General features: G+C 54.7%; 14 protein-coding genes. 13 read left to right on the plus strand and 1 reads right to left on the minus strand.

Going from position 1 to position 15,620, the window contains the following annotated elements:
- Positions 1–262 precede the first annotated feature (262 nt).
- The 4 genes from IE090_RS03045 to IE090_RS03060 all read left to right on the plus strand — a co-directional run bounded on the left by IE090_RS03045 (position 263) and on the right by IE090_RS03060 (position 3,992).
- Positions 263–2,161, plus strand: a complete 1,899-nt coding sequence (locus tag IE090_RS03045) for a hypothetical protein (protein ID WP_229815424.1) — start codon at positions 263–265, stop codon at positions 2,159–2,161.
- Between the two features lie 226 nt (positions 2,162–2,387).
- A complete protein-coding gene (locus IE090_RS03050; protein WP_189386887.1) occupies positions 2,388–2,624 on the plus strand; it encodes a hypothetical protein in 237 nt (78 codons plus the stop codon).
- Entirely contained in the window at positions 2,621–3,601 is a 981-nt protein-coding gene (locus IE090_RS03055) for a glycosyltransferase family 2 protein (RefSeq protein ID WP_189386888.1), read from the plus strand. The genes IE090_RS03050 and IE090_RS03055 overlap by 4 nt, the downstream gene beginning before the upstream one ends.
- A complete protein-coding gene (locus tag IE090_RS03060) occupies positions 3,591–3,992 on the plus strand; it encodes a GtrA family protein (protein ID WP_189386889.1) in 402 nt (133 codons plus the stop codon). The genes IE090_RS03055 and IE090_RS03060 overlap by 11 nt, the downstream gene beginning before the upstream one ends.
- A 267-nt stretch (positions 3,993–4,259) precedes the next feature.
- Here IE090_RS03060 and IE090_RS03065 read toward each other — a convergent pair whose 3' ends face one another.
- Positions 4,260–4,406: a hypothetical protein gene (locus IE090_RS03065; RefSeq protein ID WP_189386890.1), complete on the minus strand. Its 147-nt coding sequence runs from the start codon at positions 4,404–4,406 to the stop codon at positions 4,260–4,262.
- 167 nt (positions 4,407–4,573) lie between these two features.
- On the opposite strand from IE090_RS03065, the gene IE090_RS03070 reads away from it, so the two are divergent.
- From IE090_RS03070 to IE090_RS03110, 9 genes are all read left to right on the plus strand, one after another.
- Entirely contained in the window at positions 4,574–6,244 is a 1,671-nt protein-coding gene (locus tag IE090_RS03070; RefSeq protein ID WP_189386891.1) for a glycosyltransferase family protein, read from the plus strand.
- A 163-nt stretch (positions 6,245–6,407) separates the two neighbouring features.
- Entirely contained in the window at positions 6,408–8,357 is a 1,950-nt protein-coding gene (locus IE090_RS03075; protein WP_189386892.1) for a polysaccharide biosynthesis protein, read from the plus strand.
- 26 nt (positions 8,358–8,383) lie between these two features.
- Complete coding sequence (locus IE090_RS03080; protein ID WP_189386893.1) at positions 8,384–9,346, plus strand: glycosyltransferase family 2 protein; 963 nt, start codon at positions 8,384–8,386, stop codon at positions 9,344–9,346.
- Between the two features lie 82 nt (positions 9,347–9,428).
- On the plus strand, positions 9,429–10,226 hold the full coding sequence (locus tag IE090_RS03085) for a hypothetical protein (protein ID WP_189386894.1): 798 nt from the start codon (positions 9,429–9,431) through the stop codon (positions 10,224–10,226).
- Between the two features lie 40 nt (positions 10,227–10,266).
- Positions 10,267–11,646, plus strand: a complete 1,380-nt coding sequence (locus IE090_RS03090; protein ID WP_189386895.1) for a glycosyltransferase family 4 protein — start codon at positions 10,267–10,269, stop codon at positions 11,644–11,646.
- Complete coding sequence (locus IE090_RS03095) at positions 11,643–12,398, plus strand: glycosyltransferase family 2 protein (RefSeq protein ID WP_189386896.1); 756 nt, start codon at positions 11,643–11,645, stop codon at positions 12,396–12,398. The genes IE090_RS03090 and IE090_RS03095 overlap by 4 nt, the downstream gene beginning before the upstream one ends.
- A gap of 2 nt (positions 12,399–12,400) precedes the next feature.
- The gene (locus tag IE090_RS03100; RefSeq protein ID WP_189386897.1) at positions 12,401–13,864 is read left to right on the plus strand and encodes a sugar transferase; all 1,464 of its coding nucleotides are present in this window, start codon (positions 12,401–12,403) and stop codon (positions 13,862–13,864) included.
- A gap of 84 nt (positions 13,865–13,948) precedes the next feature.
- Entirely contained in the window at positions 13,949–14,620 is a 672-nt protein-coding gene (locus IE090_RS03105; protein WP_189386898.1) for a 2OG-Fe(II) oxygenase, read from the plus strand.
- The gene (locus IE090_RS03110; RefSeq protein WP_229815427.1) at positions 14,617–15,399 is read left to right on the plus strand and encodes a CLCA_X family protein; all 783 of its coding nucleotides are present in this window, start codon (positions 14,617–14,619) and stop codon (positions 15,397–15,399) included. Before IE090_RS03105 ends, IE090_RS03110 begins: the two co-directional genes overlap by 4 nt.
- Positions 15,400–15,620 lie beyond the last annotated feature (221 nt).

Here is a 15,620-nt window from a genome sequence, read left to right on the forward strand (position 1 = left end):
ACACCGATTGAATTTGAAAAATGTGCTTAGAAAAGTGTCCGGTTTGGGTTGACCACAACAGGTGGCTTTGCCTGGCCCAGCAGACAGTAGCGCTTTATCGCTGGACTGGGCATAAGCGATGGGTGCAGCGTTCGCCAGTTATGGCGAGCGCAGACTGATCGGTGTTCTTTGCCGCATCCAGCTCATCTCGCGATTTGATAGCAAGGATCTTGCGAGGGATTATGATAACCTCGCGTTTTTTACCATAGCGAAAATGACGGTCGTGAGTGATCAGCGCAGAAACTGGAGTGGGCTGCTATCTGCCTTGGTGTTATTGCTGTTGTTGGCGTTGCACATTCAACAGTTTGGCCACGGTATTCGTACCACAGCCGATGATGTTGCATTTTTAGCCAACTACCAACAGGGCTGGGCGGCCATTCTCGCCGATGCTCAGCGCACAGCCGAGTTTAGTGGCCGTTTCAGTCATTATATTCAGACGCCATTAAATTCTTTAGGCGCTTATTGGGCCGCTGAGCCGACCACTCGCTATGCCATGCTGGCTTTGTATGTGGCAGTGTGGCTGATGTTTGCAGGCTATTGTGCGCGCTTGCTGGCCCAAGGCCAGCGCAGCGTGGCATTAATGATATGTCTGTGGCTGGTGGCCTTGCACCCATTGGCTTATGAGCATATGCCCCCGAATGCCTATCCGCTGCAAAACACCGTGCCCATGTTGCTGATTTTAGCCGCGCGCTGGTGGCTGTTGGTGAAGCCTCAAGCTGGCTGGCTGGCGCGCCTTGCGGCGTATGCATTAACAGCTATCGGTATGTGGAGCGGTGATTTTGCGCTGATTTTTGCCTCGGCACTTCTGTTAGCTGAGCATTTGCGCTACCTCGCGGTCGCTTACCCAGGGTTAACTTATCGCCGCATGTTTGGCTTATCTGTTCCGCTATCTAAGCTGCTGTGGGATATGGCGCTGGTGGCGGTAGTGATGGTGCCGTATGTGCTGTATCGACAAGCCTTTCCATCGCAGTACACCGGCAACAGCATGACAGGCTTTGCTGACCCGCTGCGGGTATTGCACACCGCCTGGTTACATATCTATGCCGGCACTTCGCCGTACCGCTTTGATGCGGCTGTATTGATGCAAGCGTCCACCTGGGTGTGGGTAAAAGCGGGTGTTCTTGCCACCGTGGCGGCGTTGCTAGGTGCATGGTGTGTGGCGTTATTGCCGCGCTGGCGCGTACGCATGATTGGGGCGACGTTATTGGCCGCCGTGCTGCTGAGTTTTTACATCGTGATGCCAGTGGCCTTGGTCGCGCGCCAGCAACAGTGGTGTTTTGACTATGGCGTATGCGGCTATTTGGATAGTCGCATTGTTTATTTGTTGGTGGGGCTGGTGCTGGCAGTGCTGGCAATAGTGTTGCGCTCTTGGTTGTCATTGCGTTTAGCGCAACTGCTAGTTGGGCTGAGTATCTTTATTGGCGCTGGCAGTAACTATGTTATCAATGCACATTTGGCCAGTGATATGGCCCATCGCAGTGCCCCTTGGCAACGTGCTCAGCAGTTTGCCTGTGATGGTGATTACCGTGAGCAAAGCGATGCACAACTGATTGCGCAAATTGATCCTGCTCAATTGGTGCCCATGCATCCGCATATTTATCGCGCTGAATTTTGGCAACAGCATCTCAATGACCTGCGTCAGCGGTCCGGCTGTGCTATTACCCCTCGTAATGACCGCTTGGTGACGTTAACGAGAACCATGCACTTTGGTAGCCAAGGCAATGGTAATTTGCTACTGGCGTCCGGCTGGTCTGCCCCTGAACCTTGGGGAGTGTGGAGCATTGGTCAAAGATCGGTGATGTGGCTACCGCTGGCCGGCTCTGAGATGGAGGTTAGCCAGCTAAAACTGGGGTTTCGTTTGTTCAGCGGCCCATCACTGCAGCAGCAAGTCGTAAAGGTCGCGATCAATGATCAGCCAATGGGGCAATGGGACTTTCCTAACGCCGGGCGGGGGCGCGATTGTTGCTCGCTGAACCTGCCCCTGCAAGGCATCGACCGCTCTGCCGGTGCGCTTAAAATCACCTTGTCTTATGACGCTGTGCGCGATCCTTCCGTCGCGGGTGAATCGGCGGATGGCCGAGCATTAGCGCTGGGAATACATACCCTAGAGTTATTGCCTTAATATAGGCATCGGAGATTGCCGAGCAGGCTTTGAGCTGTGCGCTGGCAGCCAGAGCTCTTATTTTGAGAGTTCTCTGTAAATAAAGCGCCTAGCGGTTGCTAGGTGCCGCTCTGAGTCAGAAGTTCGCATATTTTCAAAGCGAATGGAAAGCGTTGGCGCAGGGCGTTGTTCGCTATGTGAGATTGGCTTGCAGTCGTAGTGTGGCTTGTCGCTGAATCAGCACAAAGTGAGAGTCTATTTAGGTGGTGAGGAACTGGCGCGCTGGAGCTTTGATGACGAGCCCGCCCAGTATGTGAACCAGCATCGCGTACTCACGCTACCGGGGGTTGAGGCTACTGCAGCACGCAAGCTGCATTTTGAGTTTGCTGCGCAGCGCGACCCGCACTATGTCGGTGAGTCAGCAGATCCGCGTCGATTAGCGATGGGGATTAAATCAATCGAGTTTTGGGAGCACCCTTTATGAGCGCAGCGTCACTAACGACTAAGCCTCTGGTTTCTCTTATTGTGCCGGTTTTCAACGAGCAAGAGTCTATCCCGGTTTTTATTGATGCGGTTGTGCGTGAGCGCCAGCAGTGGGGGTTCGACACAGAAATCATTTTTGTTGACGATGGCTCGTCTGATCAGTCGTTACAGCAGCTGCGTCAAGCCGCGGAGCAACATGAATTTATCCAGTATGTGTCGTTCTCGCGCAATTTTGGCAAAGAGATCGCCTTGTCGGCCGGGCTGGATCATGCCCAAGGCGACGCTGCAGTGATGCTGGATGTCGATTTGCAGCATCCGCTGGCCACGATTCCTGAGTTTGTCGCTAAGTGGCAAAGCGAAGGTTATGACATGGTGTACGGCTTGCGTAACCTCGACAATCAAGAAACTTGGCTCAAACGTGCCACCTCGCGTGTGTTTTATAAGTTGTTCAATGTTATGGCGCACTCGTCACTGCCTGAAGGTGGTGGTGATTTTCGCTTACTGGATCGCAAGGTGGTGGATGCCCTATGCGCGATGCCAGAACGCAATCGCTTTATGAAGGGCCTATATGCTTGGGTAGGTTTTAAATCCGTAGGCATTCGCTATGAGCAGCCTGCCCGTGAGCTGGGTGAGTCCAAGTTTAATTATTGGAAGCTCTGGAACTTTGCCCTCGATGGCTTGGTGAGCTTTTCTACTTGGCCGCTGCGTATGTGGTCATACGTGGGGGGCGTTGTTGCCTTGTTGGCCTTTGTCTACGCCAGTGTCATTGTGATTAAAACCCTGATTTATGGGGTGGATGTGCCGGGGTATGCCTCGCTGGTCACGGGTATTTTATTTTTAGGTGGCATGCAGCTGTTGTCGATTGGTGTGATCGGTGAATATCTCGGGCGTTTGTTTGTTGAAACCAAGAGTCGCCCTTTGTATGTCGTGGCTGAAAAACACACCCGCTCAGAGCCGGAGGCAGACCGTGATTCCTGAGCGTCAGCAACTGCGACAACTCCTCGGTCAATTACTGCGCTTTGGCTTGGTGGGTGGTTTGGCCACCTTGGTGCACTTGGGCGTGGCATTTTTTGTGCTGCAGCAATGGCCGCAGCTATCTGCCTTTTGGGTGAACTTGGTGGCGTTTGTGGTGGCGTTTCAGGTGTCGTTTTGGGGGCATTCGCGCTTTACCTTTCGCCAGCAAGGCCATTGGTTGAAATTCTTAACCGTGACGGTTACCGGCTTCGCCATTAATAACAGCTTCTTATGGTTGTTTTTGACCTTGGGAGTGGAAGACAGCTTTGTTGCAATTTGCTTATCGGTAGCGCTGGTGCCGCTGTTTGTGTTTGTGGCGTCGCGCTTATGGGTATTTGCTCAGCCGCGCTCATAGGGGGTTGCGGCTATGAGTGTTGTCGTTTGGATTAGCAGTGGCTGGAGAGATTTAAAACTAGGGGCGCTTTTCTGATCAGAGCAGAGGTGTAAGCTGGCAAGCACTGTGTTGGCTCTGCCTTAGCACCAATTGAGGGTGGCTGGCATGGCCTTGTATGCTAGCGTTTGTATTCGTTGGCGGCGCATCTTTGGGTATGCGGGTGCTTACTGATCGCTCGCGTTCTGTGGAGCGGGCCAAAACGCAAGGCAGCGGGGCGTTTTTCGAACGCTAGCTGTAGCGTTTGCCGTTTTTGCCATAAGCCTTGATCGCGCCGGTTGCCGCCGGCGCGATCAGGTGCATAATACCTGCCATAAAATCATGACCATTTAATGACAATCCGATGATGCCTTCGGCCACAGGACGGCTTTGATTCACTTCCTCCCTCAGTTGGTCAGTGACTCTTGGTGAGCTTGTGTTCGGCAGTGGCTGAATCGTTGCTGCTATTAAATTGGATGGCTGGGTGTTGTGTGAAATTGTTAAGTCCTCTTTTAGTTAGGCTGCCGCGCTATTGGCTGCTACTACCTTTTTTCGCTGTTGCTTGTGTGTTGCATGCTGCTGTGCCGGGTTGGCTGTTGCCGACGGCCGGTCAGGCCGCTTGGGTGTTAGGATTTGCTCAAGACTTGGCTAATCAAAGTCCTTGGGCTTTGTATGCGCAGTCGATTGGAACACCTGAACCAGCAGCGATGGCGTTTGGCCTAGCAGGCGCACGCATCACTGGCTGGTTGCTGGCATTGGGGGTGGCGCCAGCAGCGGCCTATGCTTTGATGGTTTGCTTGGGGTTGTTGTTGGCCGCCATTGGCGCTGTGTATTTGGCGCGCCGTGCAGGGCTTTCGCCCATGCTGGCTTGTGTATTGGCGCTGCTATGGCTTATCAGCCCGATGGCCTTGTATCACCATGATTACTCCATGCTGGCTCTAGGGATTGTGCTGCTGAGCGCCTATTTTGCGGTGTTTAGCGCCTGGTTGCAGAACCCAACTCGCTGGTTGACGCTGGCTTGGTGGTCAACTCTGTTGGTGGCCGTGTTTGTCGATGGCTATACCTTTGTGATGTTGGCGCTGGGCAGCTCAGGGTTGTTGCTGTTGTCTGGTTGGAGCAAGCACCAGACCACTTGGCTAGGCTGGCGTCGCTGGGCGGCGCACCTGGCGGGGCTGGTATTGGCTTATGTGGCTTATACCCAGTTTATTGGTACCTCTGCGTATCACCCATCGCCATTGAGTTTTTTTCGCGGCTGGGGGGTTGATGTTACTTTTTGGCTGCAACCCGAGCAGGGTCAGCACTGGCTGGCTGATTGGCTGGGCTGGAGCACTCATCGCAGTATGCAAGACTATTATGGCGATCATTCGGTATGGCGCACGACCTTTATGTTACCGATGTTTGTGGCGCTGGCATTGTTGCTGTGGTGGCGGCGCAAGGTCAGCCGGCCTGTTGCGGTGCTGCTGCTGATGGCGCTGGTGGCGGCTTATCTGGCATTGGGGCCGGCGCTTAAAATGAACGCCACCAAGCCAGAGGCCTTGCGCCATATTCCGAATATGCCAGCCGAGCAGGTCTCTTTGGCAACGGGGTCAGGTTGGCTGTATGAGCATGTCCCTGGGCTATCCAGTATGCGCGCCAGCTATCGTTGGACGGCGTTGATGAGCTTTGCGTTGTGGTGGGCGTTGGTAATGTTAATCGGCCAGCGACAGGGGCGTTTATCTGCTTGGCAGGGCTGGTTGGCGACGAGCTTGCCACTGTTGCTGTTTATGCCGCCTCTGGCTGAGCAAGTGCATGATGGTGAGCGCTATTACGATCATTTCCAGCGCATGACAACCGAGTTTATTGAACCGCTCCAGCAGGATACAGCGGCCGGAGAGCTGGTCGCTTTTTTGCCTTGGGGTAATGATTTTATGATCAATTACGTTGCTCCTGCGGCGGGTGTTAATGCCTTTAATATTGGCGGTGACAAAAATATGCAGCAAGCGTCGAAACACTGGCCAGACTGGTTTCGTCAACTTGGTCGCGGACGGGTTCAGTCTGACTATGCTCTGCCCGTTGCCACGGCATTGCAGCAAGGAGAGGTCGATGCCGTGGTGATTCCTAAAGTCGATATGTTATGGGCGCCACACAATTGGCCGAGTGAACGCATTGGGCCTTTCGATCGTGCAACGATAGAGCAGCTTAGGCAGTTGCCAGAGCGGCAGGTGCTGGAGAGACAGCGTTATTGGTTGGTGCGTTAGTTTTTCTCCATTGCCAAAGCCGGCAAACGGGCCAGCACTGAGTCAGCCCTGTGTTAGCATCAAGTAAGGGTTGCCGGCTGAGCTTGTGCGCTAGCGGCCAACTGGCATAATGTCGGCCTTTGCACCCTCTCTCCGGTGGATACTACTTTTTTCAGGGATTTTCATGTTCGAGCGCTTTCTGCAATGGCCACGCCTGGTTAAACGCCTGTTGACGGTAGCGTCGGACATTGTGGTATTGGGGTTGGCGCTATGGGGCTCGGTTTCTCTGCATCGTGATCAGCTCTATGCCCCATCGCAGCCCGATGTGCTGTTGTATCTGCTGACCTTAACCGTGACGGTGACGGTCTTTATTCGCTTGGGTTTATATCGGGCGGTGCTGCGCTTTCTCAGCGATCGCGCCATTTTGACCATTTCTGCCGGTTGCTTGTGCTCCGTTGCGTCCCTGTGGCTGTTTGCCAAAGCTTTGGACATACCTGTGTCTTCAGCCGTGATCGTTACCTACGGTACGCTGGCGTTTTTATTTGTTGGCGGCACACGTTTTGGCACTCGGGCACTGATTAATCGCCCGGGTCTGCGCAATAAAGAGCCAGTAGGTATTGTGGGTGTGGGCGATACGGCGCGCCAGCTAGCTTCAGCCTTGCATCAGGGCACTGAGTTTCGCCCGGCCGCTTTTTTCTCGCCAGAGCCGGTGGCGGATTTATCCCTCATTGCCGCGACGCCCGTGTATAAACTCGGCCATGCAGAGCGCGCAGTACGCGAGCTGGGGCTGAAAAAAATTCTGCTTGCCTTAGATGAACCTCAGCACAGCACGGGCGAGTTGCCCTCGCGCCAGCGCTTGCAGGTGCTGAATCAGCTAGAAGCGTTGTCGGTACCTGTGCAGGCGGTGCCGTCGGTGTCTTGCTTAGTGTCGGGCCGCGTACGCATCAGTGATATTCGCGACTTAGATGTTGAAGACTTGCTCGGTCGCGAGCCGGTTAATATTCACAATGCTCAGCTACAAGAGGCCATTGCAGGCCGTTCTGTCATGGTTACAGGGGCGGGCGGCTCAATCGGCTCGGAGCTGTGCCGGCAAATCGTGCGTCAGCAGCCGCAGCGTTTGGTGCTGTTTGAGCAATCTGAATTTGCGCTTTATCAAATCGAACGTGAACTGCGCCAGGCATTGCAGTCTGAGGGCAGTCAGGTAGAGGTTATTCCGGTTTTGGGCAGTGTGCTGCACCGCCGCCGCTGCGCCAGTGTGATGAGTGAATATGGCATTGAGCTGGTGTATCACGCCGCAGCTTATAAGCACGTGCCTTTGGTGGAGCACAATATTATTGAAGGCGTGCAAAATAATGTATTTGGTACTTGGTATGCCGCAGAAGCGGCGATTGAAGCCGGTGTAAAGCGGTTTGTCTTGATCTCTACCGATAAGGCCGTGCGCCCGCCCAATGTTATGGGCGCTAGCAAGCGCATGGCAGAGCTGGTGTTGCAGGGCTTGGCGATGCGCCAAGCTGACACCGTCTTTACCATGGTGCGCTTTGGCAATGTGCTGGGCTCGTCTGGCTCTGTGGTGCCTTTATTTCGTGAGCAAATTCGTGAGGGCGGGCCTGTCACCGTGACCCACCCGGATATTTGTCGCTACTTTATGACCATTCCCGAAGCGGCTCAGTTGGTGCTGCAGGCAGGCAGTATGGCAGGTGGCGGTGAGGTATTCGTGCTGGATATGGGCGAGCCGGTCAAGATCGCTGATTTAGCCCGTAAGATGATTCACCTGATGGGGCTAACGGAGAAAACCCTAAGCAACCCAGGCGGTGATATCGAGGTGGTGTTTACTGGCCTGCGCCCCGGTGAAAAGCTATTTGAAGAGTTGCTGATTGGCAACGACCCACAAGGCACCCTTCACCCGCGCATTATGATGGCGCGCGAGCATGCAGAACCTTGGCACCAGGTGGCTGAGTTGCTGGAACAACTCAGCCGCGCCAGCCATGAGTTTGATCGTGAGCGCATTATTCACTTATTATTCCGCGCCCCGCTGAATTACCGGCCTGCTGAGCTGCCGGATATCGACGCCACTGATTTTGCTGAATCCAGTAATGTCAGGCCATTTAAAGTCGGGCGAGATGCTGCCGGCTGAACTCACCACTTCCTGCAAGAATTACCATGAAACTGATTATTCAAATCCCTTGTTACAACGAGGAGCAAACCCTCGAAATCGCCTTGTCACAGCTACCACGCGAAGTGGAGGGCTTTGATACCGTCGAGTGGCTGATTATTGATGATGGCTGTACCGATAATACGGTTGAGGTTGCCCGGCGCTGTGGTGTCGATCATATCGTTAGCCTTAGCCCTAACCAAGGATTGGCTAAAGGCTTTATTGCTGGCTTGCAACGTGGTTTGCAGGAGGGTGCTGATGTCATTGTGAATACTGATGCTGATAACCAGTACTGTGCGGATGATATTCCCGCGTTGGTGCAGCCAGTGCTCAAAGGTGAAGCCGATTACGTTGTTGGTGAGCGTCCAATTGCTTCTATTGAGCACTTTTCGCCGGTCAAAAAAGCACTGCAGCGTTTGGGCAGTTGGGTGGTGCGTTTGGCATCGCGCAGTAGCGTGCCTGATGCTCCTAGTGGCTTTCGTGCCATGAGTCGTGAGTGTGCTATGCAGCTTTCGGTATTCAGTGAGTACACTTACACCTTGGAAACTGTCATTCAGGCTGGCCAGAAAGGCATGGCTATTACCTCTGTACCGGTGCGAGTGAACGAGGATCTACGCCCTTCTAAGTTAGTGTCTAGCATTCCTTCCTACGTGCGTAAGTCGATGATGACGATTGTGCGTATGTTTGTGGTGTATCAGCCGTTTCGTTTTTTCCTAACCGTTGGCGGTGTTCTGTTTGGTTTGGGTTTTTTATTGGGGTTGCGCTTTTTGTGGTTCTACCTCGGAGGCGACGGCGACGGCCATATTCAATCGTTAATTTTGGCCTCTGTGTTGATGGGAATGGGTTTTCAAACCGCGCTGGTGGCGTTTGTGGCCGATTTATTATCGGTGAATCGTAAACTGTTGGAGGAGCTGCGCTACCGCAGTCGTAAATCCGAACTGGATGCTTCCGATTCGTCGCATGCAGAGTAAGCGGTCTTGGGTTAAACCTGCTGCCGAGTGGCTGGGACGGCTGCTAAGCCTGGGCGGCGTCGCTGTTGTTGCGCATGAGCTAATGCAACTGACAGGCGATGATCATTGGCAGGCTTTGCAGCAGTTAGCCCAGATCTGGTGGCTGATATTGCCCGTCGTCTACGTATTAGGTGGCATGGCGTTGGGGGCTGCTTGGTGTGCTCTACTGCGCCAGCAGGGCATTGCTGTTCCCTTGGTCTGGGGTTTATCTGTTTATGGACGCAGTCAGCTGGCCAAGTATGTACCCGGTAATATCTTCCATTTTGCTGGTCGTCAGGCGCTGGCGATGGCCGCTGGCTTATCGGCTAAGCCGGTGCTGGCGACGACGTTCTGGGAGTTGGCGGGGCAGGCTATGGTGGCCGCTTGGTTAAGTCTGCTGGCATTGTCATTGTTCTGGTCGCCTGTTGGCCCGTATATACCGCTGCTGATGCTTTTGCTTTTGCTGGTGTTTTCCCTTCTGCTGGCTCGCACTGTCTATTTAATGGTGCTAAAGGCCATGTATTGGCAGCTGGCGTTTTTGCTGGTGTTTGTAGTACTCATGCTGGCACTGTTTTTCAGCCTGTCTACGGCTTCCATAAGTTGGCTACAGCTAGGTCAGCTGGTGGGTGTGTTTGCCGCCGCTTGGCTATTAGGCTTTGTTGTACCGGGAGCGCCAGGCGGTGTGGGAGTGCGAGAGCTGGTGTTGCTGTGGGGGTTATCAGGGTTCATGGCAGATGAGCGAGTTTTATTACTGCTGATCGCTGGGAGGCTGGTGACCACTGTTGGCGATGTGTTGGTTTATTTCGTTAGTGTCTGGTTATCGCAACGGTCTGCGGCTAACTTCACACTTAGCAATGTATGATGTCGCATGGGCATGACCTGCTTGATGAAGAGGTGTGATTGTGCGACGGCTGCTTAATTATGTACGTCGCTCGCCTAGGCTGTACCCGTGGCTGATGACTTGGGTCGACCGCTGGCCTTGGTTGCGCGCCCAGTTGCGTGACTGGGTCGAAAATCGTGCTGCGCCGCGCCCGCAGCCTGCAGCGGACTGGCCGGAGTGGCATATTCAGTTCACCGCAGCAGGGCAGTTACCACAGCACAGTTTGCAAACGTTCTGGTGTGGCGGCTATGCCGCTTTGCTCGGTCAGCCACTCGCCGAGGTGATTTGGCCCCGTCGTCAGCTGCTGGTGGATGTCTCAGATTTGGTGCGCTTCGATTTGCACACTGGCATTCAGCGGGTGGTGCGCAATGTTCTCCATCACTGGTTGCTTGACGAAGCAGCTGCCTGGCAGGTGGAGCCTGTGTTTGAGTATCACGGGCGTTATTATTATGCCCGTCGCTATACCTGCCAGTGGCTCGGCGTTGAGTGCCCGTCAGAGCTGCGCGACCACTCTGTTAGCGTTAAGTCGGGCGATGTCTTTGTCGGCCTGGATTGGGCCATGCCGATGCTAGAGCGCACTGAGCCGCTATTGCAGCAGTGGCGCCAGCAAGGTGTGAAATTGAATTTTGTGATTTATGATTTGCTACCGCTGACTTTGCCACAGTATTTTCCCGCTGCCTTCGCCAGCGAAATGCAGCAATGGCTGTTGCGAGTGGCTCGCTTAGGCGATCATCTTAGCTGTATATCTTCCACTGTCGCGAAGGAGGTGGAAGCAACGCTGAAGGCCGCTCATGTGAGTGTGCCAGCGATCAATCATTTCCCACTGGGCAGTGATTTACCGGCAGTGCCGCAGCAACCTCCACCAGAAATCACCAATAAGTTGACTGACCAGCCTGTGTTGCTGATGGTCGGCACCATTGATCCGCGCAAAGGCTATGAGGCGGTGTTGCAAAGCATGCGACAACTTTGGCGCTTAGGGGTTAGTGTGCAGCTGGTCATTGTCGGTCGTCCGACCAGCCGGGTCGAGTCGGTCGTAGCTCAGTTGCAGCAAGCGCATCAATCACCCAATGTTCCGTTGCTATGGCACTACGACTGTGATGACGCTTGTTTAGAGTGGTGGTATCAACGTGCTCAATGGCTATTAGCGGCCAGTGAGGGCGAAGGCTATGGCCTGCCCTTGATCGAAGCAGCACGTCGTGGGTTGCCAGTGATTGCTCGTGATTTACCGGTATTTCGTGAGGTCGCGCCGCCTGCGACGATGTTTTTTGCAGACAACGATCAATTAACAGACGTGATACAGACAGCCTTACAACAGCCCGCTAGTGATACAGAAACTTTGCTTTCCATGCCCACCTGGGAGGACAGCGCTCGCCAGCTGTTGCAACAATCGGTGGGGCTATGAGCAATACCGCCCCTCTTGTCAGCATTTGCATGCCCGCCTACAACTGCGCGGCGACGATTGATGAAGCCATTGGCTCAGTGGTGGCGCAAAGTTGGCGCCAATGGGAGTTATTGGTGGTGGATGATGGCTCGTCAGATGACACCGCTCAGCGCGTAAAAGCCTGGCAAGATGGCCGCATTCGCTTATTGCGTCATAACACCCCCAGTGGCAGCCCAGCGCGGCCACGCAACACGGCTCTGGCGCAGGCGCGTGGGCGCTATATCGCTTTTCTGGATGCCGATGACCTATGGCTGCCGGTCAAGCTTGAACGCCAGTTAGAGTTTATGCGTACATCCGCGGCTGCTATCAGTTGCTGTGGTTATCGTCGTTTCGATGCCAGCGGTCAAAAGTCTGCAGTGCTTCCGCCGTTGCAAGCCAGCTATGACGATTTACTGCGGCAGAATACGGCGGGCTGCCTGACGGTGATGCTTGATCGTGAGCAATTACCGACGTTTGAGTTTCCCGCATGTGGTCATGAAGACTATGCCCTCTGGTTAAGCCTGCTGCGCCGCGGGGAAACTATGTTGGGGCTACCCGAGATATTGGCGTGTTATAGGCTGCAGGCTGGTTCCGTTTCTTCGAGTCCGCTGCGCAATGTCGCCTTCTTGTGGCACATTTATCAGCAGCGCGAGCAGTTAGGCTGGTGGCGCAGTCTCACCCATATCGTCGGTTATGCTTGGCGCCGTCAGCAACGCTATCAACAGGGAAATTAACAGTGTCACAGCAAGTTCTGGTTACCGGTGCCAATGGTTTTATTGGGCAGGTTGTGTGTCGGCAACTGCAGCAAGCCGGGCACAGCGTCACAGCCCTGCAGCGCAGCCATAGTGAGCAGCCGTGGCCAGTGAAACCGTGGCCCGAAACAGGGCTGCCAGACGTGCAAGGCTATGACCGTGTGATTCATCTGGCGGGTTGCACCGACGGTACGCCAGCTCAGTTGCAGCAAAGTAATGTGACGTTGACCGAACGTCTGGCACAGGCCTGTGAGCAACAAGGCGTTCAGCGCCTGGTGCTGGTGAGCAGCATTGGCGTGTATGGCGGCTCTGCCACCGAGGCGCTGGCGGAAACCTCGGCGACCTGTCCACAAACCGACTACGCCGCGAGCAAACTGGCGGCTGAGCAAGTATTGCTATCGACCCTGAAGCGTTGTCAGTGGAGCATTGTGCGGCCACCGCTGGTGTATGGCGTGGGCACCAAGAGCGCGCCGGTTAAAGGCAGCTTTGCCTTGTTGCAAAAGCTGGTAAACAGCGGTTTGCCCTTGCCATTTGCAGGTTTAACCGCACCGCGCGCGATGGTGCATGTGGAGCATCTGGCCAGTGCGCTGCTGGCTTGCGTCGAGAGAGAAGAAGCGGCGGGTCAGATCTTTCACTTGGCCGATGAACCTGCGCTGCCGGTGGCCGATACCATTCGCGAATTGCAGCACGCCAAGGGCCGGCGCTGGTCACGGCTGGTGCCCATGCCAGCCAGCTGGCTGCAGCGCTTAGCAGCATTGGCGGGTAAAGAGGCAGCGTTGCAGCAACTGCAGCAGCCGCTGTTGGTTGATAGCAGCAAGGCGCGCACCTTGCTGCAATGGCAACCGCAGCGCACCACGCGCACGGCTTTGCATGCGTGTGTAATGCCAGCCAACCCGGCTTGGCAGCGATGGGCGGATATTCTGCTGGCGGGCACAGGCTTGTTGTTGTTATGGCCTGTGCTGTTGCTGTTGTGTGCCATTAATGCTTGGCCACAAGGACAGCCGTTATTTCGCCAGCGCCGTCTTGGCAAAGAGCAAAGCCCCTTCACCATGGTGAAATTTCGTACCATGGCGCTGGGTACCCCTTCGGTTCCAACCCATGAACTGCCCGACGGTGGCATTACCCGGCTGGGAAAACTGCTGCGTGCCAGTAAGTTGGATGAATTACCACAGCTATGGAATGTGCTGAAAGGTGAGATGAGCTTGGTGGGCTCGCGTCCAGGCTTGCCTGATCACACTGAACTCACTCGCGCTCGCCAACAGCAAGGCGTGTTTAATTATCGGCCCGGCATTACCGGCTTGGCGCAGTTGCAGGGTGTGGATATGTCAACGCCGGAGCGGTTAGCGCAGGTGGATGCCCAGATGCATCGCCAATTAACACCGCTGCGCTATGTGCAGTTGATCGCACTCACGGCACTGCCGCCGCTGCGTCGCTGGTGGCCGTTGTAATCCACGTCAGATAAGGCGTTACAGAAAAACGCTGCGGCCACGGTCGCTGAGATATAATGCCGGCATTCTTTTATGAGGTCTGCCATGAACGCTTTGGCCACTGAACTGCCACCGAGTGGTGGCGATACCGATGAACCCTTGTTCTCCCGCATTGCCGATGATTTGCGCCAGCAGGGCTACAGCATTCAGCCTTTGGCGCTGCCGCCGCAGCTAGCCGAGGCTTTAGCTACGGAAGTGCAAACCCTGAATGCTGCGTCGTTCGAACGCGCCGGTATTGGCCGCAGCCAAAGCCATGTGAAAAACCGCTTTGTGCGTAACGATGACATTTGCTGGATTGACGGCAGCAGCGAGGCCGGTGCTGACTGGCTTAATTGGATGCAAGCGTTGCAAACCTATCTGAATCGTCGCTTATTTCTAGGGTTGTTTTCATTTGAAAGCCACTACGCCTATTACCGCGCTGGGCATTTTTATAAACGCCACTATGATGCTTTTCGCGGCCAGGCCAATCGCATCCTGACCGTGGTGGCTTACCTCAATCATGGCTGGCAACCCGACGATGGCGGCGAGCTGGTGGTATATCGTGACGACGACGATAAAGAAGGCATTAAAGTGGTGCCGGCCATGGGCAGCTTGGTGGTGTTCTTAAGTGAGGAGTTTCCCCATGAGGTGTTGCCGGCACAACGCGACCGCTACTCCATCGCTGGCTGGTATCGCTTGAACAGCAGCACCAACGGCCAGATCGACCCGCCGTCGTGACACTAGCACGCTACCGCCATGGCCCGAACCATAGGCAGTTGCTAGCGCAGCCGGACTTTGCCAGTCTGCGCTCGTTATTTGGATTTCGCTCCGTGGTGATTGGCCGCTGGGTCACCGCAGAGGAGCGTCAGCATGCCGCTGGCTGGTTCTTTGATGCCTTCATGGATTTGCTGCATATCTTGGCTGGGCCTGCACAGCGCTATGGTTTGCCATCGTCACTTATTGCTTTGCGCGGTAGTTTGGCACTGAAATACGGCTCGGGGGGCCGACCAGGCGTGGCGGCGCATTACGAGCCGGCCACGCGCACCTTTGCCCTGGCTAAAAACGCTGGCCCTGGCAGCTTGGCTCATGAGTGGTTTCACGCCTTTGATCACTATATTGCTGGTCGCATGTATCCCAGCTCAGGCCCAGCCTTTGCCAGCGCCTGCTTTTATCAGCAGCAAGTGCCCATTTCTGAACACACCTTGGTGGATGCTTGGCAGCACTGTATGGCACAGATTTTTGCGCCAGATTCTCAGCTGCTGGCTGCTTCTTTGGCCTACGACCTTGAACATGGCTGCCACTATTACCGCCAACCCGAAGAAATCGCTGCACGGGCGTTTGAGGCTTTTGTGCAGGATGCCGCCATTAAAAACGCTTGGTTGGTCCGTGGCAGTCGTGCCAGCGCTGAGGCCAAAGCCGGTGTTTACCCACAAGGTGAGCAGCGCCAGCGTATAACTACCGCGTTTGCCGAGTACTTTTCTCAGCTCAGCTTGGCCTTGCTACGCAACGGTGAATAACTCTTTACCCAGCGCTCTAAATATGCCTGTTTTTATGCCGTCTCAGATTCTTTTGCACAGTATCTGTGGATAATGTTGGGAGTAAATTCATGATAACCGTCACCAGCGCCATAACCACGCCGATGGCCTTAGATTGGTGGTGTTTTAACCAGTGTTGTTTCCTGCCTCAGCCCAGTCATGTCAAGGCTTGACAGGGTATTTAAAGGTTTTTTTTAGCTTCA

Origin of the sequence: Bacterioplanes sanyensis (assembly GCF_014652515.1) — a bacterium.
Taxonomy (GTDB): Bacteria; Pseudomonadota; Gammaproteobacteria; order Pseudomonadales; family Oceanobacteraceae; genus Bacterioplanes; species Bacterioplanes sanyensis.